Raw genomic sequence first — 24,413 nt, forward strand, 5'->3', positions numbered from 1 at the left:
AGTAGTTATGAAACTTAGAGGATTAACAGATAGTTTAAATTATGCAATTGAAGGAATTATTTATGCTGTAAGAACCCAGAGAAATATGAGAATACATATGGTGGCTACTTTGGTGGTTTTGGCAGCATGCTTCTTTTATGATATAAGCAAAACGGAACTTTTAGTATTAACTCTCACTATAACTATGGTGGTCTTTGCAGAACTTATAAATACTGCTATTGAGAGTGCGGTAGATGCTACCACAAACTATTATCACCCACTTGCCAAAATAGCTAAAAATACCGCTGCTGGAGCAGTGCTTGTTACAGCCATTAATGCAGTTTTTGTAGGTTATATAATATTCGGAGAAAAGTTAGCAAAGGTTTCTTTTGAGGTTGTTAATAAAATAAAACATTCAAATCCATATATGCTATTTGTAATTTTAGCAATGGTGAGCATAATAACTATAGTAGTTAAAGCTATATTCGGTGAAGGTACTCCGCTTAAGGGAGGAATGCCAAGCGGACATAGTGCCATAGCCTTTTCTATAGCTACTACCATAGCACTCATTGCACAAGAACCACTACCTATAATGTTAAGTTATCTTTTAGCCTTTATAGTGGCGCAAAGCAGAGTGGATTCAAAGGTACATTCCGTATTCGAGGTTATAGTTGGGGCGGTTTTCGGCACCATACTTACACTTCTTATATTTAGAGTATTCAGCTAAATGATCATAGATTTTAAAAGGAGATATACACTATGGATTATAGTTTTTTAATTAAAGAAGCGCTTGAAATAAGAGAGAAAGCATATGTGCCCTATTCTAAATTTAAAGTAGGAGCAGCAGTTCTCACAAGGGATGATAAGATATTTGCAGGCTGTAATATAGAAAACGCCTCCTTTGGAGCTACTAACTGCGCTGAAAGAACAGCCATATTTAAAGCTGTATCTGAAGGCAGCACAGAAATAAAAGCAATAGCAGTTGTAGGAGATTTGAATGACTATACCTATCCCTGCGGCATATGCAGACAGGTAATTGCTGAATTTTCACAGGAAGATACTGAAATAATAGTTGCTAAGAATGAAACGGAATATAAAATTTTTAAATTGAAGGATATTTTACCAGGAGCATTTACTAAAAACGACATTTACAAGGAGAATAATAATGCATAAATCAGGATACGTAACTATAATAGGAAGACCAAATGTTGGGAAATCAACTCTTTTAAACAAAATTATGGGGCAAAAGCTAACCATAGTTTCCAGCAGACCTCAAACTACAAGAAATAATATTAATACTATTTTGACAGAAAAGGATTATCAAATTATTTTTGTAGATACTCCTGGAATACATAAACCAAAGCATAAGCTTGGAGAGTTCATGGTTAAAATAGCAAAGGACTCCATGAAAAATGTAGATTTGATTCTTTTTTTAACCAATCCAGACACTGAGATAGGCCGCGGTGACGAAATGATTCTAGAAGAGCTTAGGGACTGCGGCAAGCCTGTATTTTTGGTATTGAATAAAGTTGATGAAAATACTCAAACCAGAGTAGCCGAAACCTTAAAAAGATATTCCGAATTTTTCAGCTTTCAAGAGATAATACCTATATCAGCTTTAAAGGGTAAGAATGTAGATACCTTAATGAAGCTGATTGTTGATAATTTACCTGAAGGACCTCAGTACTATCCTGATGATATGGTAGCAGATGTTCAGGAAAGATTCGTAGTATCGGAAATAATAAGAGAAAAAGCCTTAAAGCTTCTAAAGGAAGAAGTTCCACATGGTATTGCCGTGGAAATATTGACTATGAAACAGGATGAAAATGGGAAGTATAATATTGAAGCTAACATGCTCTGCGAAAAAACCTCTCATAAGGGAATAATAATAGGAAAAGAAGGCAGCATGCTTTCTACCATAACCAAATATGCAAAAAGCGATATAGAGAAAATGCTTGGCAAAAGAGTTAAATTGAATATTTGGGTAAAGGTTAGAAAGGAATGGAGAGATAATCAATCCTTCTTAAATAGTTTGGGATATAATAATAAAAATTTATAATAAAGTATACAAAATTTTCACATACAATAGTTGCTTTTATTTTTATAAAAGCTTAAAATTATTGTAACCTATGACAATGGAGATGATTTTCTGGCTGGATTTGATTGTAAAGGCGTAGTTATAAAAGTTAGAGACTATGGAGAAAATGATAAAATAGTTACTATATTTACAGATAAACTTGGTAAGATAAATGTCATAGCTCGTGGAGCTAAAAGAAGCAAAAGCAAATTTTTATCCGTTACATTACCTTTTTGTTTCGGCCAGTATATGGTATATAGAGGCAAAGGAATGTATAATTTAAATGAGGGAAGTATAATCAATTCCTTTCAAGAATTTCTTAATGATTTAGATTCTTTAACCTATGCTTCCTATATTTGTGAGCTAATAGACATCTCAATGATAGAGGAAGAGAGCAATAGAGAATTGTTTAAAATTTTGGTAACCACACTGTATCTCCTTAAAAGTAAGGCATTGGACAATGAATTATTACTTCGAGCTTATGAAGTTAATGTGCTTCGCAATACAGGGTATGGACTTAATTTAAACTATTGCAGCCTGTGCAGAAAAAAAATTAATTCGTCCAACTATATAAGTCTTCAATATTATGGAGGTATATGTGATGATTGCAATAAATCTGGTGGCTTTGGTATAAGTAGGGTAACTTATAATTTATTGAAATTTCTTAATTCTACACCTATGGACAAAATATACAGATTAAATATTTCAGAGGAAGCTAAGCTAGAACTAAAAAAGACATTGTTACTACTTATATCCAACAGTTATTCTAGAGTACCTAAAAGTCTTCAAATGTTTGATTTTATAAAGGAGTGTGAAAAAAATGAGTGAAATTACTCTTGAAAAAGTTGACCAAATCAGAGAAAGAACAGGTATTACTTACGCTGAAGCCAAGGAGGCTTTAGAGGTAGCTGACGGAGATGTATTAGAAGCTCTTGTTTATCTTGAAAATAAGCAAAAAGGAAAAGGGACCTTCTACAACACAAAGGAAGAGTTCGTAGGTTGGATAAAGGACGTAATTAACAAAGGAAATGTTACTAGAATTAAAGTAAAAAAGGATGACAGGACTTTAATAGATCTGCCTATAACTGCTGGACTAACTGTAACAGGACTTACTGCAGTGTTTGCTACACCGCTATTCACTTTAGGCTTAGTAACCGCTGTGGTTACAAAAGTAACTGTAGAAATTACTAAGGAAGATGGATCAGTAGAAGTAGTAAATAAATATATAAAAGGTACCGTAGATGATGTAAAAGATAAAATAACTAATTTTGGTGACAAATTTAGCGATATTGCAGAAGATGTTAAGGGAAAAATTACAGATTTTGCTGAAGATATAAAAACAAAAATGAAAAATAATAGCCAAAATTCAAAAGATGAATCAGAATCTAATGTTTATAAATATACTGTTGAATTCAAAGAGGAAGATAAAGAAGAAGAAAATGATAAAAAATAAGGTGACAAAACTAATGTAATGATTTATAATTGACTTGTAAAACATTATATTAAATTACAAATATTGTATAAAAGCTTGTAACCAATAGTCATTTCTTCAATTTTAGAGAAAAGCCCGCTACGTATAGGTATAGCTTACTAAGGGCTTTTCTCTAAATAAGGCTATATTAGAAATTTGCATATAGTATATGTAAGTTCCTTAAATGGATAGACATGCTTTGAAAGAAGGTGAAGGTTATTAAGCTAACAGCTAGACAAAATAAAATAATAGAACTAGTAAAAGAAAATCAACCGGTAACAAGCGGCACTCTTGCCAGTATGCTTGGACTTACTAGAGCAGCGTTGAGAGCTGATTTGGCAATCCTTACAATGAGCGATATTCTTCAGGCTAGGCCAAAGGTTGGATATGTATGCTCAAAGAAAAATTCAGATAACGCATTGTATGATTACATAATAGGCATAAAAGTAAAGGATATAATGTCAGATCCAGTGGTAGTAACAGAAGAAACTACTGTATATGATGCTATTGTCACATTATTTTTAAATGATGTGGGCACATTGTTTATACAGAACAATGGCTTGCTTATAGGAGCAGCATCCAGAAAAGATTTCCTGAAAATAGCCATAGGGAACACTGACATACATAAGGTGCCTGTAGGTATCATAATGACAAGGATGCCTAATATTGTTTTTATTGAAAAAGAGGACAGCGCTTACCTTGCAGCACAAAGAATAATTGATCATGAAGTAGATAGTTTGCCGGTAATTGAGAGAGATTTTCAAGATACCAAAGAAGTTTATAAAATTGTAGGAAAGGTTTCAAAGACTAACATAACCAAATTGTTCGTTAATTTAAGCGAAAATGAATAGTATTATTTAGCACTAAAGGGGTAAATCCCGTTAGTAAATAGATTGATACAAATCGGAGGAGTGTTATGATGGTAAACAATAAGTATGTGTATCTTTTTAGTGAAGGTACAGAACACATGCGAAACCTTCTCGGCGGAAAAGGCGCTAATCTCGCAGGTATGACTAGATTAGCTATTCCAGTTCCTCAAGGTTTTACAGTTACTACAGAGGCTTGCAACAAGTATTATGATGATGGAAAAAAGATTTCTCCAGAGGTCAAAGAGCAAGTAGATGTTGCACTTAAAGAACTTGAAAGAATTACAGGAAAAACCTTTGGAAAAGGACCTAACCCATTATTGGTGTCTGTAAGATCTGGCGCTAGAGTATCTATGCCAGGAATGATGGATACAATTTTAAATTTGGGCCTAAACGATGAAACTGTGAAAGTTATGGCAGAGCTCACCAATAATCCGAGATTTGCATTTGACTCCTACAGAAGGTTTATACAAATGTTTGCAGATGTTGTCATGGGAGTGGAAAAAAGGCTTTTTGAGGATATTCTTGATAAAGTCAAAGAAAAAAACAACTACAAATATGACACAGAATTAACAGCTGATGATTTAAAGGTTATAGTTAAAGAATTTAAGGAACTCTACAAAAAAGAAAAAGGCGAGGAATTTCCAGTAGATCCTCAGATACAGCTCATAGAAGCAATAACAGCTGTATTTAGGTCTTGGGACAATCCTAGGGCAAACGTATACAGAAGACTTAACGATATACCTAGTGACTGGGGAACAGCAGTAAATGTGCAGGAAATGGTATTTGGTAACAAAGGCGACAATTCAGGCACAGGAGTTGCATTTTCCAGAAATCCATCCACAGGTGAGAAAAATATATTTGCTGAATATCTTATGAACGCTCAGGGAGAGGATGTAGTTGCTGGAATAAGAACACCTGAGGATATTTCAACTCTTCAGGAAAGAAATTCAGAGGTTTATAATCAGTTTATTGGTATAGTGAATACTCTTGAAACTCATTACAAGGATATGCAGGATATGGAATTCACTATAGAGGATGGAAAGCTATTCTTTTTGCAGACTAGAAATGGAAAGAGAACAGCTCAGGCCGCACTAAAAATAGCTGTTGATTTAGTAGAAGAAGGTCTTCTGACTAAAGAAGAAGCTTTATTGAAGGTAGAGCCTAAGCAGCTTGACACACTTCTTCATCCAACTTTTGACAGCACGGTTTTAAAGAAAACGACTCCAATCGCTAAAGGTCTTCCAGCATCTCCAGGTGCTGCCTGCGGAAAAGTAGCATTTACTGCAGAAGAAGCGAAGGAAAGACATGAAAAAGGAGAAAAAGTTGTACTTGTAAGATTAGAAACCTCACCAGAAGACATAGAAGGAATGATAGCATCAGAGGGCATACTTACAGTAAGAGGAGGTATGACCTCTCATGCAGCAGTTGTAGCTAGAGGTATGGGAACATGCTGTGTAGCTGGCTGCGGAGATATTAGAGTAAATGAAGAAGAAAAATATTTTGAAGTTAATGGGAAGAGATATGGAACAGAGGATTACATATCTATAGATGGAATCAACGGATATGTATATGGTGAAGCAATACCTGCTGTAGAGCCTGAAATAAGCGGATACTTTGGTACCTTTATGGCCTGGGCCGATGAGATTAGAAGTCTTAAAGTAAGGACTAATGCAGATACTCCAAGAGATGCAGCTCAAGCTGTTAAATTTGGAGCAGAAGGAATAGGGCTTTGCAGAACTGAGCATATGTTCTTTGCAGAGGATAGAATTGCAGCAGTTAGAGAAATGATTGTTGCAAAGACTGAGGAGCAGAGAAGAAAGGCATTAGATAAGATACTTCCTATGCAGAAACAAGATTTCATAGGCTTATATGAGGCTATGGAATACAGACCAGTTACCATAAGATTCTTGGATCCTCCATTACATGAATTTTTACCCTCCGAAGCTGAGGATATAGAGGCTCTTTCAAAGGAGATGGGTATTACTTTCGATGAGTTAAAGGCAACTGTAGATTCTTTGCATGAGTTTAATCCAATGATGGGGCATAGAGGCTGCAGATTGGCAGTATCCTATCCAGAAATAGCAGAAATGCAGACTAGAGCAGTGCTAGAGGCAGCCATAGAGGTAAGCGAAAAGCATCCTGAATGGAACATCATTCCAGAAATAATGATACCTCTAGTAGGAGAGATAAAGGAATTAAAATATGTCAAGAATACAGTGGTTAATACCGCTGAAGCTATAATAAAAGAAAAAGGAATAGATATGAAATATCATATAGGTACTATGATAGAGATACCTAGAGCTGCTATTACAGCTAATGAAATAGCTAAGGAAGCAGAGTTCTTCTCCTTTGGTACCAATGACCTTACTCAGATGACCTTTGGTTTCTCTAGAGATGATGCAGGCAAGTTCTTGAAGGATTATTATGATAAAAAGATTTACGAATCAGATCCTTTTGCAAAGCTTGATCAGCAGGGAGTAGGAGAATTGGTAAAGATAGCTGCAAAGCTTGGAAAGGAAACTAGACCTGATATTAAATTAGGTATATGCGGTGAACATGGTGGAGATCCATCCTCCGTTGAGTTCTGCCACAATGTAGGACTTAATTATGTTTCTTGTTCACCCTTTAGAGTACCTCTTGCAAGATTGGCAGCAGCACAGGCACAGGTAAAAAATCCAAGATAATGATTTGTCTTTAGAAAATGTTTATACTAATATATAAAAAAAGAAGCTTACATTTTATATGTGGGCTTCTTTTTTTAGCTTTGTTTTAAAGCAGTTTTAATTTTTGCTTATTTTAAGATATAGACTTTTTCTTATAATTTTGTATGGAATTTTGTTTCTACATATTCCTTAAGATTAGTCATAAATTCAACTTGAGATTCGGTTTTTTCCACAGTTTTATTTAAAAGAAGATTAAAAGCATTTTTATTGCACTTCTGTATGTTGTTATAATAGTCTCTGGATATCTTCCAATATTTCTGCGGAAAACATAAATAGCACATTATATATTTATATTCGTCCAAATTTATAGGAAGTATTTCTTCATATTGTTTTAAGGAATTAATAGCAATTTCAATATCCCACTTAGTATTGTCTCTTTTTAATAGACGCCTAAGGAAATAAGATATATCATGAACCTTGTAATCAATTCGGCATTTGTCAAAATCGATGACCCATAAATCATTATTAGTGTCGAAAATAATATTTTTATTAACATAATCCATATGGCATAAGCAAGTTTCTAAGTTTGCAGAATTAATTTTAGAAGCTAAACTCAATGAATTCCTAGCCAATATTAGATTTGAATCAAATTTTTGCAAAAAGGTTTTGGAAAATTTGTCTTTATAAGTAAAAGCCATATTTGAAGATGTAAGTATTTGATTAAAATGTTTTTGGGTTGAAGTAAACATATCGTCAAAGCCTGATCTAGCTCTGCTTCCTATTATTGGACTGAAATTTTTAGAGCATTTATGCATTTTAGCTAAATTTAAGCTGGAGGCTAGTATGTTATCTATGTTATCATAATTACATCTTGATCCTTCTATCCAAGGAGTTAATATAAAAAGCATACCTTTATACAGTACATATCTGCCAGAATGTTTTGTAGGCAGAAGCTTAGGTACATTTATGTTATTTCTGTGAAGCCATTCTATGGAGGAATATACAAACAGTAAGTCTTGTTCATTAAAATATACTTTTTTAAGGCAGTAACTTTTGTTAGAATATTCAACTTTGTATACAGCTCTCTGTTTATCAGTATCTTTAAATTTAATTTGTGACATATCGGAATATTCAAGCCCATAATGGGAGAGTACATTATCTTTAATTTCTTTATCCGACAAATTTTCAATGCTATATTTCACTGCTTCATAAGCCATAAGTTATCCCACCTTTTAAAAATGTTCCATTATAAACATATTATAGATTGAGAATTAATATACATTAATTACATAAAAAAAAGGAGTTTTTAAACTTTTATAGAATAGAAAAAATAAGGGGTGGTTTTTGATGAATATAAGAGAAAAGATAGAATATAACGAGACTATTTTATTAAATTCTTTTGCAAAATTATCTAAAAACCATGGCGAAAGGGACACAAAGGAAAACGAAGATGAGATAAGAACCGCTTATATGGTAGATAGAGACAGAATAATACACAGCAAATCTTTTAGAAGGTTGAAGCATAAAACTCAAGTATATATAAAAACCTGGGGAGATCATTATAGAACTAGGCTTACGCACACCTTAGAAGTAGCTCAAGTAGCCAAAACCATAGGAAAAGGTATCGGGCTAAACGAAGATTTGATTGAAGCTATAGCTCTAGGACATGATATAGGACATGTTGCCTTTGCTCATACGGGTGAGGAAGTGCTTAACGAAATTATACCTGGAGGCTTCAAGCATAATGAGAACAGTGTAAGGGTGCTAAAAGTTTTAGAGAAGCAAGGAAAGGGATTAAATCTTACTCCAGAGGTACTAGATGGAATTTTGTATCATAGTGGGTTTAATAATATCAAAAGTAAAGCATATACATTAGAAGGGCAGGTTGTGAGGTACAGCGATAAAATAGCTTATATAAATCATGATATAGATGATTCTATAAGAGCAGGAATACTTAAATTAGAAGATATACCTAAGGATATAATAGATACTTTAGGTATAAGTCACGGTGAAAGAATTGATACCTTAGTAAAAGACTGCATATACACAACCATTGCAAACATAAATAAAGGAGAACTTCAAGTAGCTCTCAGCGAAAAAGTAGGGGACGCTATGGTTAAGCTTAGAAATTTCTTGTTTAAGAATATATATAAGGGCGATATATTAAAACAAGAGAGAGAGAAAGCACAGTTTGTAGTAAGACAGGTGTACGAGTATTTCTTAAAAAATTTAGATAAACTGCCTGAATTCTATAGAGAGATTTCAGAAAGAGAAGGAGCTTACCAGGGAGTGACAGACTATATTTCTGGTATGAGCGATGACTTTTGTCTATACGTATTTAATGATATATATGTTCCTAAGCTAGTAATATATTAGTATTTTTTATCATGAAATTCCTCAAATAGGAATATTTTTATTATATCATTGACAAAATAAAATTATAATAAAACGCTGTATTTAAAAAAATATTCTTAAGCAAAACTAAAGGCGATATCAGTGTTTTAAAGATAAGTTTAATGTGAAAAAGTAAAAAAAATAATTAACGTGTAAAAAAATTAAAATTTATATAAATAGTTAGAAGGATTTTTAATTTTTGTGTCGAATATTATAGAACTTGTGGAAAAAAACTTCTTATTTATTGAAGATAGGTGATGCCTTTTTGAGAATTCCAGAAGAAGTTATGCAAGAAATCAGAGACGAGAGTGACATAGTTGAAATAATATCTGAAGTAGTGAGACTTAAAAAAAGTGGTAGAAATCATACTGGACTATGTCCGTTTCACCATGAGAAAACTCCGTCCTTCAGCGTATCCAGTGATAAACAAATTTACAAATGTTTTGGATGCGGCGAAGCTGGTAATGTATTCACTTTCATAATGAAGACCCAGAATATGACTTACATGGAGGCTGTAAGATATCTTGCAAAGAGAGCTGATATATCAATAGAATATGAGGATGAAAAAACAAAATCCATAGAAGCAGCTAAAGAAAAGCTATATAAATTAAATATAGAGGTAGCAAGATATTTTTATAGAAATATAACGATTAATAGGACTGCACAGCAATACTTTAAAGCTAGAGGCATAGGAGTCAATACTATTAAAAAATTTGGACTGGGATATGCTGACAATTCGTGGAATGCATTACTAAAGTATTTAAAATCAAAAGGATATACCGAACTAGATATGCTTAACCTTGGGCTTATAATAAAATCCGAGAAAGGAAACATGTATGATAGGTTTAGAAATAGAGTCATGTTTCCCGTTTTTGACTACAGAGGTAAAGTCATAGGCTTTGGAGGGAGAGTATTGGATGCTTCTAAACCAAAATATCTGAATTCTCCAGAGAGCACTTTATTTCAAAAAGGTACTAATCTTTATGGCCTGAATTTCGCTATTAAAAACAATAGTTCAAGAGTTATTGTTATAGTGGAAGGATACATGGATTGCATATCGCTTCATCAATATGGTATATCTAATGCGGTTGCATCACTTGGTACGGCACTTACGGTTTACCAGGCAAAGCTTTTAAAAAGATATGCAGATAAGGTAATACTTGCTTATGATGCTGATGGTGCAGGTGTTGCTGCAACAATGAGAGGTATGGAAATATTAAGAAATGAAGGCTTTGATGTAAGAATATTAAGAGTTCCATCTGGAAAAGATCCGGATGAATTTGTGAGAGCCAATGGAAAAGAGGCTTTTGAAAATCTTATGGAAAATGCACTTCCTCTCATAGAATATAAAATAAAAGAAGCAGGTAGGGGATTAGATTTTAAAAATGAGGAACACGTAATAAAATACGTGAGCAGCGTCACTGATATATTGTCAGAGCTGAATCCAGTACAAAAAGATGTGTATATAAAAAAAATGTCGCAGGACACGGGCATAAAAGAACAAGCCATATATGATCTTCTTAACAATGATTTGACAAAGAAAAACAAGAAAGACAATAATATGAATAATATTCCAACAATTGGTTATAAATTATATATAGAACCAGCCTATTTAAAGGCGGAAAGAACTCTTTTGAAGATAATGTATATAAATGATGAATGTTATAAATATATTTTGGAAACAGTAAGAGAAGAAATGTTAATAATTAGCGGACATAAAAAAATATTTGAGTTAATAAATGCCGCAAAGTCAGAAGGAATAAGAGATATAGAAAGATATGTTGAAGATAGATGTGAAGATATTGACAGTTCTAAAGAGTGGATTATTATTAAAGAAATAGACTTGATGAAGGAAGATTTGGAAAATAAGCAACTTATTATAGATTACGTTAAAGAGATTAAAAAGTACAAATTGGAGGAAGAAAAAAATCATATTATGGCTAAGATAAAGAAATGCGAAGAGAATGGGCAGTTAGATGAGTCCTTAGAACTTGCAAGACAGCTCATACAAATCAAAAGAGAAATTGAAAAAGCGTAGTTCTGCGGAAGGAGGAAACATTAATGAAAGATACTAAGATGGCAGTGGTAAAAAAACTTATAGATAAGGGTAAGAAAAGTGGTACGTTAACATATAAAGAGGTAATGGATGAGCTGGAGGAAGTTGAACTTAGTCCAGAGCAGGTTGAAAAAATATATGAAGTACTAGAATCCATGGGTATAGATGTTATAGGAGATATGGCTGAAATAGAGGTGACTGAAGAGGAGCTGGATCTTTCAGTGCCAGAAGGCATAGCAATAGATGATCCTGTAAGAATGTACCTGAAGGAAATCGGAAAGGTTCCATTGCTTTCTCCTGAAGAAGAAATAGATTTAGCACAAAAGATAGAAGAAGGAAGCTCCTACGCTAAAAAAAAGTTGGCAGAGGCTAATTTAAGACTAGTAGTAAGCATAGCTAAAAGATATGTAGGAAGAGGTATGCTTTTTCTTGATTTGATTCAAGAAGGTAATTTAGGTCTTATAAAAGCAGTAGAAAAGTTTGATTATAGAAAAGGCTACAAATTCAGTACTTATGCTACTTGGTGGATTCGTCAAGCAATAACAAGAGCTATTGCAGACCAGGCAAGAACAATAAGAATACCTGTGCATATGGTAGAAACTATAAATAAACTTATAAGAGTATCAAGACAGCTGCTTCAGGAGCTAGGGAGAGAGCCTTTAGCAGAAGAAGTTGCTAAAATCATGGAGATGCCTGTAGATAAGGTACGTGAGATAATGAAAATAGCTCAGGAGCCAGTATCCCTTGAAACGCCTATAGGTGAAGAAGAAGACAGCCACTTAGGAGACTTTATTCCAGACGATGACGCTCCAGCACCTGCAGAAGCAGCCGCTTTCACTATGCTTAAAGAACAGCTTATAAATGTATTAGATACTTTAACTCCAAGAGAAGAAAAGGTATTAAGACTTAGATTCGGGCTGGATGATGGAAGAGCTAGAACTCTTGAGGAAGTTGGAAAAGAATTTAATGTTACTCGTGAAAGAATAAGACAGATAGAAGCAAAAGCTTTAAGAAAGCTAAGGCATCCAAGCAGAAGCAAAAAACTTAAGGATTATCTAGATTAATAAACAGAGCACATGCTTCTAGAAAAGGGCATAGTGCTCTGTTATTTAACAGTAATGATAAAGTATGTTATAATATTAATCTGGAAGGGTGGTCTTATGGAAATATATAAACCTATTAGAGGTATTGCCAGCATGTATGCTATATTTTTAGCACTGCTGTTCAATGCATTTATAGTAATATTATTAAAGCTAGTAGATTCTTATGTAGTTTATAATGTATTAAAGATAGGCTTGATACTTGTGGATGTATATTATTTGTACTATTTACTTATGGATTTTTCCGTTAAGTACATGGTATACGAAGATAATATAACTATAAGCTATTTTTGGGGACTAAAATCTACAAAGATATTTTATAATGATATAATGGGCTACGAAATCTCAGAAAAAAATATACACAGCATAAAGCTTTCAGGAATAGGCAGCGATAAGTTCGCTTATGGAAGGAATATAATAGATAAAATTGGTACTACCTACATGTACGTATCTTCTAATAAAGCTGTATTATTCTTGAAGACGGAGAAGATGTGTTATGGTATTTCACCTGAGAATTTGGACAAGATAATAGACATATTAAAGCAGAAAAATATTGATAATAATATTAAAGAGTATGTTCCCAATAAAAATGTAGAGCTATATAAGGATAAAAAATTTTTTGTGACTTTAGTATTGGTTTCTATATTAATAATAATACTCACACTAAATCCCTTTATATTATATCTTAGAAATGCCATGCCGCAGCAGATGCCGTTAACCTTTAATGCTAGATTCATCCCTACGGATTTTGGAACTAGCAAGGAATTTGCCTTCAAGCAGATGACCTATGGTGTTTTTAATATGATAATACTTTTTTGTATGTATTACGCGGCATACTTTAGTGCAAAATATGATAAAAAGTCTGCATATAAATATCTATATGTATCTTTATTTGTGGTGCTTATATTCATGTTTTTACAGCTTAGAATATTATTCAAGTTTGCATAAATTAGGGCTATGTTTTAAAAGATAGGTTATATTCATTAATATGGCCAATGCTTTAAAACATAGCTTTTATATATTAATTAATAGACAGGGTGGAAGCAAATGATAATAAGTAACAGATTAAAATCTATAGCGGATATGGTAGATAAATGTGATTCTATAGCAGATATAGGTACGGATCATGCCTATCTTCCAATATATTTACTTTTGGACAATATTTGCAATAAAGCTATTGCTTCGGATATAAATAAAGGTCCTATACAAAAGGCAGAGAAAAACATAAAATTCTACGGACTGGAAAATAAAATTCAGTGCAGAATAGGCAGCGGTTTTAACACCTTAAAGGCAGGAGAAGCAGAGGGAGCTATAATAGCAGGTATGGGCGGCAATCTTATCATAGACATAATAAGCGAAAGAGAAGATATATATGATTCACTTTCCTTTTGCCTACTGACACCAGCTCAGCACAGTGATGTACTCAGGAAGTTTCTATATGAAAATGGGTATAAAATACTAGAGGAAGATCTATGCTATGATGAGGGAAAATATTATGAAACTATAAAGCTTTCAGGTAGATGCAAACCAAGGTATTTAGAGGAACTTCAATACGAAATAAGTCCTATTTTTCTAGAAAAAAAGCATCCGCTGCTTAGGAATTTCATTGATTATAAGATAGATTTAAACAACAAAATTTTATCTGCCATAAAAGTGGATTCAGAAGCTTCTATGGAAAGAAAGAATTTTATAGAAAACAAAAATAAAGCATTAAAGGAGGTAATAAGATGTCTGTAATTCTTAAAGATATAATGGATATAATGGAAAACATAGCTCCAGCAAGATTTAAGGAAAGCTATGACAATGTAGGCTTAATGCTTGGAGATAAAAATGCTGCTATAAGCTCTGTGCTATTTACCTTAGACTGCACCTTAGAGGTCATTAAGGAGGCCATAGACAAGAACTGTGAGTTAATCATAGCTCATCATCCTATATTGTTTTTAAAGCCTTCAAATATAAATGAAGATACTCTTATAGGAAAAAAGCTTAGAATGCTGATTAAAAATGATATAAATGTATATGCCAGTCACACTAATCTTGATTCTGTTAAAAATGGTTTGAATGATATTGTGATGAAGCTTCTTAAATATGAAGCTGCTGAAATCATGGAAGTTAGCGGTGAAGATAAAAATGGTGATGCTGTAGGGGTAGGACGTATATATAAGCTGCCAAAGGCAAAAAGCCTAAAGGAAGTTATAGAAGACTGCCAAAAAGCCTTTGGAATGCAGCATTTAAGATATTCAGGGGAACCTGACTGGGAAATAACAAAGGCAGCTGTAATAAATGGCAGTGGTGAAGATTATTTTTCGTTAGCTAAAAAAATGGGAGCGGACTGCATCATCACAGGAGACACCAGCTATCACCATGTCAGTGACTTCTTCGAAGAAAAAATAGCAGTAATTGATGCGGGACACTTTGATACCGAGTGGCCAGCTATGAAATATTTCGGCAGAGAATTTGAGAAAATAGCTAAAGAGAGAGCTATGGATTTAAAGGTGCTGATTTCTGAGAAAAATAAGAGTCCGTATAACTTTCTATAAAAATATTGATATATACATAATATTCCATTGAAATGTAGATTATTATATGATACTATATACCTTGCGAGTAAGCCAGACAGTCGCTGCCCGGTTATGCCGGGGAGAGGAAAGTCCGAGCTTCATAGGGCAGGGTGCTGGGTAACTCCCAGTGGAGGCGACTCTAAGGAAAGTGCAACAGAGATATACCGCCAGAGCTTGGCTCTGGTAAGGGTGGAAAGGCGAGGTAAGAGCTCACCAGCGCATTGGCGACTTTGCGGCTATGTAAACCCCACTTGAAGCAAGACCGAATAGGGAGACTAATGGGGCTGCCCGTCCCGTCTCCGGGTGCGTCGCTTGAGTCTGACTGGTAACAGCAGGCCTAGATAGATGACTGTCAAACACAGAACTCGGCTTACAGACTTATCTCGCTATTGAAAACACTGACTTCTATGGTTGGTGTTTTTTATTTTGCCAAACTCTTGCCAAAGCATTTTAATGCTGTGGTTGATTAATACATATAAATGACAGGAAAAGCTTTAATTGTTCATTTCTATAATTCAGATTCTCACAGCTGCTAGATAAATATATAACTAGCTAACTATAAAACTATATAGCTAGCTGTTGTATTGTGCTTGAAAAATCAGCTGTTAAAATGCTGGGGCAGTTGCTCTATATTCCTTAAAATGCAAAATGCTTTCGCTGTTTATGGGGTTAAATATAAGATATAATTACAGTGGAGGTGATCATATGAACTATAGCGATATTGGGTTGTATTTATCCGAACTAGGCAAACATTACAAACTTACCCAAGACGAACTGGCAAATAAATTATGTGTTTCAAGATAGGCAGTTTCAAAATGGGAGAAAGGAAGTTCTATTCCAGATATAGAGTTATTGGTGAAAATATCTGAATTATATGGTGTATCTGTTGATGATATAATAAAAGCACATATTTCAAAAATAAAATTTAATGAAGATATTAATTCGAATAATGCAGAAAAAACTTTCAAAAGAATTAGTGTTATCGGATGTGGTAGATGGGGAGCTTTATTGGCTGGTATCTTGATGGTATCTCATAAGCCGCACTTTTGTATTGCTATCTGCCAGGTTAATTACTTTGTTTATATATTCTAAAGACTTTTCATATTCCTTAAGCTCATTATAATAAAGTCCAATATTAAATAAAAATCCTATCTTTTTTCCATTATCCATTTCAGGAAATCTATCTAAAGCATAATTACAAGTATTTATTCCTTCTCTAAGATTACCCATATAAGAATACGTGTTAGAAAGCTTCTGTAATAGCTGAATTAACGGTTCAAATTCCATATCTAAATTCATAAGGCACTTAGTATTTTCATAATAAAGTGAAGCTTTTCAAAAGTCATTCTTACTATAAAAATAATCGCCAGTGATCTCACAAATAATTATCTTTTTATCTATGAAATTCCATTCTAATAAAAATTCTTCAGCTTTCTTAAAACTTTCTACATACTTATCATCTTTATTTTCAGCAAGGGCTCTAAGCTCCTCAATGAATCCATCAAGTATCTTTCTAGCTTGAGTTTCTTCATCTTCTAATAGATATTCTATGTCAATATCTATTGGAAGGTTTTTTTCTTTTAGTTTTTCTACAGCATGTTTCATAACTATTTCTGCGGTACTTCTAGTCAATTTAGCTTTGCTATTTTCAATTTGCTTATAAGATTTCGGGTTATATCGGTGCCCACAATTTCATCCTGGTTTAATCCATATCTTTCCCTTAACCTTCTAAGCTTTTCACCTACAGGTATAACTCTACATTCCACTCATATCTCATCACCATTAAATGGTTATTACCATTGCATTATAACATGGTTAAAGGATATTTTAACATTTTTTTAATTTTTATTATTTTTCCAATATAAGTATGCAAATTTTTATAATGGAACATGATAAAATAGCTTCATTTTATGTTGATTTTAATTTTGAACTTTATTCATGAACTGAGTTGAAAATTCACTATAAAATGCAAAATATTTATATCTTTTCATTTATATGATATATAATTAAATAAATGAAAAGAGTTTTTTCAAATTGATTACTTTAGAATTAAGGAGGCAAAACAGTAATGGGGTTTTGGATTTTTATGATGGTTATGGATTTATTAATTCCATTAATAATGATTATGTTGGGTAAATATTTCATCAAAAACGTACCAAAGGAAATCAACGAATTCTTTGGATATCGAACAACTATGTCTATGAAAAGCAAAGAAACGTGGGAGTTTGCACATCATTATTGTGGAAAGTTATGGTTAAAAGTAGGATGCATTATGATTGTTCTTTCTGCTATAGCTATGCTGTTTATAATTGGAAAGAGTATAAAAATTGTAGGAACTTTTGGTGGAATACTTTGTGGTATTCAACTTATTTTCTTAATTGGTTCTATATTTCCTACGGAGATAGCCTTAAAGAATAATTTTGATGAACATGGTAAAAGAAAATAGCATAAGCAAAATGAAGAGAAATTAATATACAATCGATCTCGGATAAAAAAATTACTTTGGAGCTGAACTTAAATTAAAGTATTATGGAACTAAAGAAAGAAATTAGGGCAAACGCTAATTAATATGAAATAAGAAATGGATGTTTAGAAAATGGTAAAACAAGTAATTGTAATGAGAAAAGATCTACAAATGACTAAAGGTAAAATGATTGCACAAGGCAGTCATGCTTCCTTGGATGTAGTATTAAATATGTTTAAAAGCAGCAAAAGTATGGATGAAGGTGCTGCTGATGGGAATAAAGGAAAATATCAATTATCATTAGAAGTAAATAAGGGCTCAGACTTAGATGAATGGCTAAATGGTGGAGTTGCTAAAATATGCTTATATGTTAATTCTGAAAATGAGCTAATGGATATTTACAACCAGACCAAGCAAAGTAATCTACCAGTTTCACTGATTGTTGATGCTGGAGTAACCATGTTTAAAGGGGTAAACACTGTAACTTGCTTGGCTATAGGACCTGCAAAATCAGAAGAGATAGATAAAATTACAGGCAGCTTGAAGCTGTTATAGCAAATATACTATCATGAAATAAAGAAGGTTTGAATATGGAAAATGGGCCTTGGAAGGTATCTATTGGAGCAGATTTGTGAGAGATGGAAAAATCATTGTGATTTAATATTTTTGTTTGCCAACGATAGCGTGTTAGAGTATTATCCTAAATTTGGTTTTACAAAAAAGCAGGAATATGAATATTCTATGATTGTATTAGGCAAACAGAAGGTGACAATGGATAAGCTTCATATGAAAATAGAAGAAAATATTGAACTTGTGAAGGCACATTATAAAATTCTTTCTAATTATTCTGCCCTAAGTATGCTTGATAATGAAATACTTCATGAATTTTATTATCAGGGAGTTTTTGCAGAGCATGTTTGGTATGACCAAGAAGCAAATCTAATATTCTGCATGGAGCAAGAAGATAATGCAGTTGTGGTTTATGATATTTTAGGAAAATCCAATTTAACTTTAGAGGAAGTATCACAGCGCATTGCGTGGAACTTTAATATAGTAACAGAGCTGCAGTTTAGATTTACACCAGTGAACACGCAAGAGCTTGCAGTTAATCTTCACAAGGAAGAGGACACCACTCTATTTGTACGAGGAAATATGGAAAAAATATTTGATAGTAACAATTTGATGTTTCCAGAAAATATTCATGCATAGCTGCTAATATCTTTAATAGTGTTTTTTATTTTGCAAAAGATGTCAATTTATGTTAAAATAAATATTATTTTTGCAAAGAGATGAGATAAAATGAAAAACATTACAAAAAAGTTAGCGGTATTATTGGTAGCTAGTGCCTTTGTGCTTTCTGGCTGTGAGCAAACAGATAGTGCGGTTACCAGCAAACCTGAAACAAAAACTCAGCAAAGTGGCAATAGTGTTGTAACAACTGGCAATACAAATACCGCTGATAAAGCTTCAAGTAGCAACTCGGACCAAGCAGCAAAACCAACTTCTCAAGTCAATAATCAGGCACCGACTAAAAGTAATACTGAAACTAAGGCTTCAACTACTGCACCGGCGTCTACTCCAGCACCTGTACAAAAAGAAAATGTAAGCTTTTCAGTAAGCGTAAGTGATTCTACTCCATCAAAAAATGAAAGAATTACTATTAATGTTAGCGGCCCTGGTGGAACCTTTGTAGGACAATGTAACTACAAAAGTAAGAATACACCTATAAGTGGGAATGTGGGCGCTCCAATAAAGGTAGACATAAGCAGGGCTACAGCAGGGTATACTGTGAATGTGGACATAACTATAACATATAAGGGCAATACATATAATGCTGAAACCTCATTTACTCCAAAATAGAAATTTATTCAAGAACCTTAAAACTATTTGGGCGTATTGAATAGTATAGAATACAAGAATATAACATTTTTTACTTTGATTATATATTAGGAGTGATTGTATGAATGGTAAAATACTAAGTATACTTATGGTACTTATATTAGGTATTTCAGTTACTGCATGTTCAAATAAAAATAGCGGTTCAAACTCAGATAATAAAAGTATAAATACAGATGCTAAGGTAGCCTCTGTGGATGATAATAAAAATTCAAAGACTCAATTATTAGCCGATGATAATACAAACCAAGCAATTGAAGCCTATAAAGCAGTATTGGAAAATAAAGCTGAATTTTATAGCAGTGATAATAAAAAGGATGTATACTTGAAGGATTTTTTGACTAATGGAGAAATTTATGAAACTACCTTCAAATTAAAACATTTTGCAGTACTTGATTTGGATGGAGATGGAAGGCCTGAAGTTGTGCTGGAATTAACTACTGGAGATTTCGTAGAATTTTACGAAGTATTACATTATAATGGCAAGAAAGTCAACGGATATATTCAGGTGCTGAGAGGTTTTGCTAATCTCAAAGCAGATGGATCAGTTGGTTTCTCAAATAGTGCCTTTAACAATGGATATGGGAAAATTAGCTTTGAAAATGATGTTAGTAAACTACAGATTTTGGGCTATAAGGACTCAGTGCAAAAAGGTGATGATTTAACCCACACATACTATATTGATAACAAGGCTGTTACTGAAGAGGCTTATAATAATTTTACTAAAGCACAAGATAATAAAAAGGACGCGGTTTGGTATGATTTTAATACGGACAATATTGAAATTAAAATAACTGATATTAAATCTAGTACAGAAAGCAATGACGTTAATCAAAAGACTAAAAAGCAAGAATATAAAGACAAACTAGATAAAATTCAAGCAGGGTTCAAGAGTTCTGACAATAAATCTGCTTCCACTAATGATATGTACCAACAAGCCTGTGAGGAATATAAGCAATGGGATGATGAATTAAATGCTATTTATGGAATCTTGAAGGGTCAGCTATCTTCAAGTGATATGAAAAATTTACAGACCGAAGAGCTTGGGTGGATTAAAGATAGAGATGCTAAAGCTAAAAAAGCTTCAGCAGAAATGGCAGGTGGCACTATGGAAAAGGTATTATATGAAGGATCTTTAGCAGATTCCACAAAAGAAAGATGCTATGAATTAGTGGATAAGTATATGAAATGATGGGGATGGCAATGATTTATACAACTAAAAACACAATTCTATTTGAATCCATAAAAGCACTTACCTTATTTGAGAATGTACAGCAATTACCATCTATTGCAGCTAACCAAACTCAAGAAGCCAAGCCACCGGCTGCAAAACCAACTGCACCGCAAAATCCAGTTGCACAACCACCAGTTCCTAAGGTGAAAAAGGTTGCATATTTAACCTTTGATGATGGACCTTCTGGAAATGTAACTCCAAAAATGCTAGATACCTTAAAAAAGTATGGAATTAAGGCCACCTTTTTCTTGATTGGGAAAAATACTGTTGGGAATGAGGCTGTGGTAAAAAGAATTAAGGCAGAGGGACACGTAATTGGAAATCACAGCTATAGCCATGATGCAGAGTTTCCTGAGAACAAGACTCCTCAGTAGCTTTTGCAAAATATAAAAATGACATCTAGACATAAGAATAATCTAATTGTTCTTATGCATACCTCTGCTCAGAGGCAGAATTCTGCTGATGCACTTCCTAGTATAATAGAATATCTTAAAAGTGAAGGCTATTCATTTGATGTGCTGTAGAAATAATAAGTAAGAAGTAAGGTTGAAGAAATAAGGTGAGGAATCAGTTTGGCAAACTGATTTCTTAAATACCTCTTCACTCTTACTTATTCCTTCTTACATACTGTTCACTCTCCTCTTTTTCTCAAATTAAAATTTTCAAGGGGTTCTAGTCCTCTCAAAACTGATTTTGTAATATTAAGACTACCATTTATATCTGTTCTGATTTTCCACTGGATTAAAAAAATATTTCCATCAGAAATTTCCATGCCATGTATTCCACTAGAACGTATACAGGAACCATCATTAAAATATGGTAATTACTTGTGCTTCGGGAAATGTGGCCTATGAGTATTACCGTAGCTTATCATAGTTTTATTATTTTCAATCCAATCAGCATAAATACGTTCAATTTTATGAATTTTTTCAGAATTTTTTACTAGACTTGCAGGATTTATGAGGCCTACGGAATGGAGAAATCTTCAAAAATATCTTACGGTGAGCATATTAAAATGCCACAACCTATCATTCATCCTATCTCCTTGGTGACCATGAATAGCTAGTATTTCCTCTTCATTGTAATCATCATAAAATTTATAATAATTATTCTTAACAAAATCGCTATATTTTAGCTGAATATTGTGGTTACCGTACAGCATAATCAGTTTACTATTTTAATTACAATTAAATATTAATATATTTAAGGATTATTTAATAATTGACATTTTATAATAGGATTGTAGTAAATAATTTATGAGAGGTAAGATTTATGTTTTTTAGAATACTAAAGAGAGATTTAAAACGAAAAAAGTCTATGAATATTATTCTTTTAATATTCATTATTTTGGCGGCTACCTTTTTGGCCAGCAGTGTAAATAATTTAATAACCATATCACAGTCCATTAATTATTTTCATGACAAAGCTAAAGCACCGGATTACATTATTTCTTCCTATGGCAAGGATGACAATAAGGAATTCAATGCTTGGCTTAATAGCTCAAAGCTAATAGATGATTATGATGTGGACAGCTCCACCGTATTATCTAAAGAAAATATTAAGATAGAGAAAAATAGCACAGAAATGGCATTTGAACCCTTTGGCAATATTTTTATAGAAGCTCAGCCTAAAAAGTTTGGCAAACTACTGGATGATAAGGGAAATGAAGTGAAGCTAAAGCCTGGAGAAATAGCTTTTTCCATACCGGACAAGGTGAAAAATAATTTGAAGCAGGGAGATAAGGTAAGGATAACTCTTGGCAATATAAATAAGGAATTCACAATAAAATTATTCACCAAGGATGCTATTTTTGGTTCCAGCATGAATGAGACAAAGAGGCTTCTCATAAGTGATGAGGATTATGAAGTATTTAAAGCTTACAAGGAAGCTGGCATTATGAACAACTATTATATAATGTCAAAGGATACAGCAGCCCTAGAAAAAGAATTTAAGCATATAAATTGCAATACAATTATAAATTTTGATAAGTCATTTATTAACCAAAGCTTTGTTTTGGATATGCTTCCTTCAGCAATTTTAATTATAGTTAGCCTTTGCCTTATTATAATTTCATTTTTGATTTTAAGATTTACAATTATTTTTACTCTTCAGGATGATTTTAAGGAAATAGGCATAATGAAGGCTATAGGTATTAAAGATTTTCAAATTAAAAAGCTTTATTTAATAAAATATTTTGCAATAACAATTGTAGGGGCATTAATTGGCTTTGGCGCAAGCTTCTATTTCAGTGATGTTCTGCTTGAAGAATCCTCTGCAAATATATTGATGAAGGCATCTTCGAGAAATAGTATGGTAAATGCTGTATGTTCCATCTTTATAGTTTTAATAGTAATTTTGTTTTGCTATATGTGTACAAGAAGGTTAAATAAATTTTCTGCAATAGATGCTATAAGAAATGGAAGCACGGGTGAAAGTTTTAAGAGCAAAGGTGGCTTTAAGCTAAGAAAATATGGGAAGGTAACAGTACCTTTTTTCTTGGCATTAAATGATATTACACATAATATTAGGCGGTTTGTAGTATTGATTTTAACCTTCTGCATAGGAACTATTTTGATCATAGTACCTATGAATGCCATAAACACCTTGAAGGACGGACATATAATTAGGAGCTTTGGCTTAGAGTATAGTGATGTATTAATAGAACCGGATAACATGGATAAATATATTAAAGATATGAGTAAAGCTGAATATATAAATGATTTAAATAAGCTAGAGGAAAACTTTAGTGCCAAGGGAATGAATATGAAATTGTATGGACAGGTAATTTATAGACTGAAGTTTTATGCTGGGGACAAGGATAATGTGCTTACATTAATGTCATTGCAATCAATTAACAAAGATACTCCCAACAATAATGTTTTGAAGGGCAGAATGCCAAGGCTTGAAAATGAAATAGCCTTAACAGAAAGTGTAGCCAATAAATTAAAGGTGTCCATAGGAGATACTGTGACTATGCAATTGGGAAATAGTAAAAAGGAACTGATAGTAACAGGCCTATATGAAAGCATGACCAATATGGGACAATCGGTTAGATTAAGTCCTGCCATGGATATGGACTTTAAATATTTAGCACTACTTTTCCCATTTCAAGGGAATTTTCAAGGAAGCACGGATCCACAAGCATTGATAGACAAGCTGAAGAAGGAATACCCTAGCTATTCTATCAAAAATCCTCAGCAATATGTGTCAAGATTTTTAGGCAGCTCCTTGGAGCAGTTGGGTGCTATGAAAAATTTAATTGTTCTGATAGTTATAGCAATTAATGCCTTAATCACAATATTGATGGTGAAGACCTTCATTAACAAGGAAAAAGGGGAAATAGCAATGCTTAAAAGCATAGGTTTTAGGAATGGCGCCATTAGGTATTGGCAGACCGCAAGAATAAGCATGGTGCTTACTGTGGGTATTATATTAGCCATAATATCCTCTAAGTTTTTCTCAAGTATTACCATAGGCCAGATATTTGGCATGATGGGAGTTCATAACATTGAATACAAGATAGATGCAAAAGAGGTATATTTATTTTACCCCTTGGTGCTGCTTGTGATAACTACAGCTATTGCTTACTTTAGCTCAGGCTTAATTAAAAAAGTAGATCTAAAAGAAATAAACAATATGGAATAAGGTG

At 33.1% G+C, this 24,413-nt stretch carries 25 protein-coding genes, 1 other RNA gene and 1 pseudogene; 23 read left to right on the plus strand and 4 right to left on the minus strand.

Annotated features, from left to right (window positions below; genetic code table 11):
- The first annotated feature begins 7 nt into the window (after positions 1 to 7).
- From IAI10_RS01330 to ppdK, 7 genes are all read left to right on the plus strand, one after another.
- Positions 8 to 706 (plus strand): diacylglycerol kinase, encoded by a 699-nt coding sequence (locus tag IAI10_RS01330; RefSeq protein ID WP_315671498.1) that lies wholly within the window; start codon positions 8 to 10, stop codon positions 704 to 706.
- 32 nt (positions 707 to 738) lie between these two features.
- Positions 739 to 1,152: a cytidine deaminase gene (locus IAI10_RS01335; RefSeq protein ID WP_315671499.1), complete on the plus strand. Its 414-nt coding sequence runs from the start codon at positions 739 to 741 to the stop codon at positions 1,150 to 1,152.
- Positions 1,145 to 2,038 (plus strand): GTPase Era, encoded by an 894-nt coding sequence (gene era / locus IAI10_RS01340; protein ID WP_315671500.1) that lies wholly within the window; start codon positions 1,145 to 1,147, stop codon positions 2,036 to 2,038. The genes IAI10_RS01335 and era overlap by 8 nt, the downstream gene beginning before the upstream one ends.
- 90 nt (positions 2,039 to 2,128) lie before the next feature.
- Positions 2,129 to 2,884 (plus strand): DNA repair protein RecO, encoded by a 756-nt coding sequence (gene recO / locus IAI10_RS01345; RefSeq protein WP_315671578.1) that lies wholly within the window; start codon positions 2,129 to 2,131, stop codon positions 2,882 to 2,884.
- Complete coding sequence (locus IAI10_RS01350) at positions 2,877 to 3,509, plus strand: DUF4342 domain-containing protein (RefSeq protein ID WP_315671501.1); 633 nt, start codon at positions 2,877 to 2,879, stop codon at positions 3,507 to 3,509. The genes recO and IAI10_RS01350 overlap by 8 nt, the downstream gene beginning before the upstream one ends.
- Positions 3,510 to 3,736: 227 nt before the next feature.
- Positions 3,737 to 4,378, plus strand: coding sequence for a helix-turn-helix transcriptional regulator (locus IAI10_RS01355; RefSeq protein WP_315671502.1), 642 nt, complete (start codon positions 3,737 to 3,739; stop codon positions 4,376 to 4,378).
- 68 nt (positions 4,379 to 4,446) lie between these two features.
- A complete protein-coding gene (gene ppdK / locus IAI10_RS01360) occupies positions 4,447 to 7,080 on the plus strand; it encodes a pyruvate, phosphate dikinase (RefSeq protein WP_315671579.1) in 2,634 nt (877 codons plus the stop codon).
- A gap of 131 nt (positions 7,081 to 7,211) precedes the next feature.
- On the opposite strand, the gene IAI10_RS01365 is transcribed toward ppdK, so the two are convergent.
- A complete protein-coding gene (locus IAI10_RS01365) occupies positions 7,212 to 8,276 on the minus strand; it encodes a CotS family spore coat protein (RefSeq protein WP_315671503.1) in 1,065 nt (354 codons plus the stop codon).
- 130 nt (positions 8,277 to 8,406) lie between these two features.
- Between IAI10_RS01365 and IAI10_RS01370 the strand changes: the two genes are divergently transcribed.
- The 8 genes and pseudogenes from IAI10_RS01370 to IAI10_RS24620 all read left to right on the plus strand — a co-directional run.
- The gene (locus IAI10_RS01370; protein WP_315671504.1) at positions 8,407 to 9,435 is read left to right on the plus strand and encodes a deoxyguanosinetriphosphate triphosphohydrolase; all 1,029 of its coding nucleotides are present in this window, start codon (positions 8,407 to 8,409) and stop codon (positions 9,433 to 9,435) included.
- 283 nt (positions 9,436 to 9,718) lie between these two features.
- Positions 9,719 to 11,491 carry a DNA primase gene (gene dnaG / locus IAI10_RS01375; RefSeq protein ID WP_315671505.1) on the plus strand — a complete coding sequence of 591 codons (1,773 nt, stop codon included), beginning with the start codon at positions 9,719 to 9,721 and terminating at the stop codon, positions 11,489 to 11,491.
- A 23-nt stretch (positions 11,492 to 11,514) separates the two neighbouring features.
- Entirely contained in the window at positions 11,515 to 12,573 is a 1,059-nt protein-coding gene (gene rpoD / locus IAI10_RS01380; protein ID WP_315671506.1) for an RNA polymerase sigma factor RpoD, read from the plus strand.
- Between the two features lie 96 nt (positions 12,574 to 12,669).
- Entirely contained in the window at positions 12,670 to 13,557 is an 888-nt protein-coding gene (locus tag IAI10_RS01385) for a PH domain-containing protein (RefSeq protein ID WP_315671507.1), read from the plus strand.
- A gap of 99 nt (positions 13,558 to 13,656) precedes the next feature.
- Positions 13,657 to 14,346 (plus strand): class I SAM-dependent methyltransferase, encoded by a 690-nt coding sequence (locus IAI10_RS01390; RefSeq protein WP_315671508.1) that lies wholly within the window; start codon positions 13,657 to 13,659, stop codon positions 14,344 to 14,346.
- The gene (locus IAI10_RS01395; RefSeq protein WP_315671509.1) at positions 14,337 to 15,149 is read left to right on the plus strand and encodes a Nif3-like dinuclear metal center hexameric protein; all 813 of its coding nucleotides are present in this window, start codon (positions 14,337 to 14,339) and stop codon (positions 15,147 to 15,149) included. Before IAI10_RS01390 ends, IAI10_RS01395 begins: the two co-directional genes overlap by 10 nt.
- A 64-nt stretch (positions 15,150 to 15,213) precedes the next feature.
- Positions 15,214 to 15,560, plus strand: an RNA gene (gene rnpB, locus IAI10_RS01400) — RNase P RNA component class A.
- A 426-nt stretch (positions 15,561 to 15,986) separates the two neighbouring features.
- Positions 15,987 to 16,262 (plus strand): annotated as a pseudogene (locus IAI10_RS24620) (helix-turn-helix domain-containing protein); the annotation flags it as partial.
- Here the strand turns inward: IAI10_RS24620 and IAI10_RS01405 are convergent.
- From IAI10_RS01405 to IAI10_RS01415, 3 genes are read right to left on the minus strand one after another with little or no spacing between them, the layout of a single operon-like run.
- On the minus strand, positions 16,176 to 16,457 hold the full coding sequence (locus IAI10_RS01405) for a tetratricopeptide repeat protein (RefSeq protein WP_315671510.1): 282 nt from the start codon (positions 16,455 to 16,457) through the stop codon (positions 16,176 to 16,178). The pseudogene IAI10_RS24620 and the gene IAI10_RS01405 sit on opposite strands and share 87 nt — an antisense overlap.
- Positions 16,458 to 16,505: 48 nt before the next feature.
- Complete coding sequence (locus IAI10_RS01410) at positions 16,506 to 16,802, minus strand: hypothetical protein (RefSeq protein ID WP_315671511.1); 297 nt, start codon at positions 16,800 to 16,802, stop codon at positions 16,506 to 16,508.
- On the minus strand, positions 16,799 to 16,936 hold the full coding sequence (locus IAI10_RS01415) for a hypothetical protein (RefSeq protein WP_315671512.1): 138 nt from the start codon (positions 16,934 to 16,936) through the stop codon (positions 16,799 to 16,801). The genes IAI10_RS01410 and IAI10_RS01415 overlap by 4 nt, the downstream gene beginning before the upstream one ends.
- Before the next feature lie 302 nt (positions 16,937 to 17,238).
- Here IAI10_RS01415 and IAI10_RS01420 point away from each other — a divergent pair, with 302 nt between their 5' ends.
- The 8 genes from IAI10_RS01420 (at position 17,239) to IAI10_RS01455 (ending at position 24,409) form a co-directional block, all read left to right on the plus strand.
- A complete protein-coding gene (locus tag IAI10_RS01420) occupies positions 17,239 to 17,616 on the plus strand; it encodes an SdpI family protein (RefSeq protein WP_315671513.1) in 378 nt (125 codons plus the stop codon).
- A gap of 150 nt (positions 17,617 to 17,766) precedes the next feature.
- On the plus strand, positions 17,767 to 18,189 hold the full coding sequence (gene pth2, locus IAI10_RS01425) for an aminoacyl-tRNA hydrolase (protein ID WP_315671514.1): 423 nt from the start codon (positions 17,767 to 17,769) through the stop codon (positions 18,187 to 18,189).
- Positions 18,190 to 18,252: 63 nt separating this feature from the next.
- Positions 18,253 to 18,843 (plus strand): hypothetical protein, encoded by a 591-nt coding sequence (locus tag IAI10_RS01430; RefSeq protein WP_315671515.1) that lies wholly within the window; start codon positions 18,253 to 18,255, stop codon positions 18,841 to 18,843.
- Positions 18,844 to 18,933: 90 nt separating this feature from the next.
- Positions 18,934 to 19,494, plus strand: coding sequence for a hypothetical protein (locus IAI10_RS01435; protein ID WP_315671516.1), 561 nt, complete (start codon positions 18,934 to 18,936; stop codon positions 19,492 to 19,494).
- A 100-nt stretch (positions 19,495 to 19,594) separates the two neighbouring features.
- Positions 19,595 to 20,722, plus strand: coding sequence for a lysozyme inhibitor LprI family protein (locus IAI10_RS01440; protein ID WP_315671517.1), 1,128 nt, complete (start codon positions 19,595 to 19,597; stop codon positions 20,720 to 20,722).
- An 11-nt stretch (positions 20,723 to 20,733) separates the two neighbouring features.
- The gene (locus tag IAI10_RS01445) at positions 20,734 to 21,138 is read left to right on the plus strand and encodes a polysaccharide deacetylase family protein (RefSeq protein ID WP_315671518.1); all 405 of its coding nucleotides are present in this window, start codon (positions 20,734 to 20,736) and stop codon (positions 21,136 to 21,138) included.
- An 18-nt stretch (positions 21,139 to 21,156) separates the two neighbouring features.
- A complete protein-coding gene (locus IAI10_RS01450; protein ID WP_315671519.1) occupies positions 21,157 to 21,288 on the plus strand; it encodes a hypothetical protein in 132 nt (43 codons plus the stop codon).
- A 748-nt stretch (positions 21,289 to 22,036) separates the two neighbouring features.
- Entirely contained in the window at positions 22,037 to 24,409 is a 2,373-nt protein-coding gene (locus IAI10_RS01455) for an FtsX-like permease family protein (RefSeq protein ID WP_315671520.1), read from the plus strand.
- The last annotated feature ends 4 nt before the right edge of the window (positions 24,410 to 24,413 follow it).

Source organism: Clostridium sp. 19966 (genome assembly GCF_032335695.1).
In the GTDB taxonomy this organism is placed as follows: Bacteria; Bacillota; Clostridia; order Clostridiales; family Clostridiaceae; genus JACTOJ01.

What these genes read in the sequence shown, in the direction of transcription:
- IAI10_RS01330 (WP_315671498.1), top strand. Translation starts at nt 8, where the DNA reads ATGAAACTTAGAGGATTAACAGATAGTTTAAATTATGCAATTGAAGGA.
- IAI10_RS01335 (WP_315671499.1), top strand. Translation starts at nt 739, where the DNA reads ATGGATTATAGTTTTTTAATTAAAGAAGCGCTTGAAATAAGAGAGAAA.
- era (WP_315671500.1), top strand. Translation starts at nt 1,145, where the DNA reads ATGCATAAATCAGGATACGTAACTATAATAGGAAGACCAAATGTTGGG.
- IAI10_RS01350 (WP_315671501.1), top strand. Translation starts at nt 2,877, where the DNA reads ATGAGTGAAATTACTCTTGAAAAAGTTGACCAAATCAGAGAAAGAACA.
- ppdK (WP_315671579.1), top strand. Translation starts at nt 4,447, where the DNA reads ATGGTAAACAATAAGTATGTGTATCTTTTTAGTGAAGGTACAGAACAC.
- IAI10_RS01365 (WP_315671503.1), bottom strand. Translation starts at nt 8,276, where the DNA reads ATGGCTTATGAAGCAGTGAAATATAGCATTGAAAATTTGTCGGATAAA.
- IAI10_RS01370 (WP_315671504.1), top strand. Translation starts at nt 8,407, where the DNA reads ATGAATATAAGAGAAAAGATAGAATATAACGAGACTATTTTATTAAAT.
- rpoD (WP_315671506.1), top strand. Translation starts at nt 11,515, where the DNA reads ATGAAAGATACTAAGATGGCAGTGGTAAAAAAACTTATAGATAAGGGT.
- IAI10_RS01385 (WP_315671507.1), top strand. Translation starts at nt 12,670, where the DNA reads ATGGAAATATATAAACCTATTAGAGGTATTGCCAGCATGTATGCTATA.
- IAI10_RS01390 (WP_315671508.1), top strand. Translation starts at nt 13,657, where the DNA reads ATGATAATAAGTAACAGATTAAAATCTATAGCGGATATGGTAGATAAA.
- IAI10_RS01395 (WP_315671509.1), top strand. Translation starts at nt 14,337, where the DNA reads ATGTCTGTAATTCTTAAAGATATAATGGATATAATGGAAAACATAGCT.
- IAI10_RS01405 (WP_315671510.1), bottom strand. Translation starts at nt 16,457, where the DNA reads ATGGAATTTGAACCGTTAATTCAGCTATTACAGAAGCTTTCTAACACG.
- IAI10_RS01420 (WP_315671513.1), top strand. Translation starts at nt 17,239, where the DNA reads ATGGGGTTTTGGATTTTTATGATGGTTATGGATTTATTAATTCCATTA.
- pth2 (WP_315671514.1), top strand. Translation starts at nt 17,767, where the DNA reads ATGGTAAAACAAGTAATTGTAATGAGAAAAGATCTACAAATGACTAAA.
- IAI10_RS01435 (WP_315671516.1), top strand. Translation starts at nt 18,934, where the DNA reads ATGAAAAACATTACAAAAAAGTTAGCGGTATTATTGGTAGCTAGTGCC.
- IAI10_RS01440 (WP_315671517.1), top strand. Translation starts at nt 19,595, where the DNA reads ATGAATGGTAAAATACTAAGTATACTTATGGTACTTATATTAGGTATT.
- IAI10_RS01445 (WP_315671518.1), top strand. Translation starts at nt 20,734, where the DNA reads ATGATTTATACAACTAAAAACACAATTCTATTTGAATCCATAAAAGCA.
- IAI10_RS01450 (WP_315671519.1), top strand. Translation starts at nt 21,157, where the DNA reads ATGACATCTAGACATAAGAATAATCTAATTGTTCTTATGCATACCTCT.
- IAI10_RS01455 (WP_315671520.1), top strand. Translation starts at nt 22,037, where the DNA reads ATGTTTTTTAGAATACTAAAGAGAGATTTAAAACGAAAAAAGTCTATG.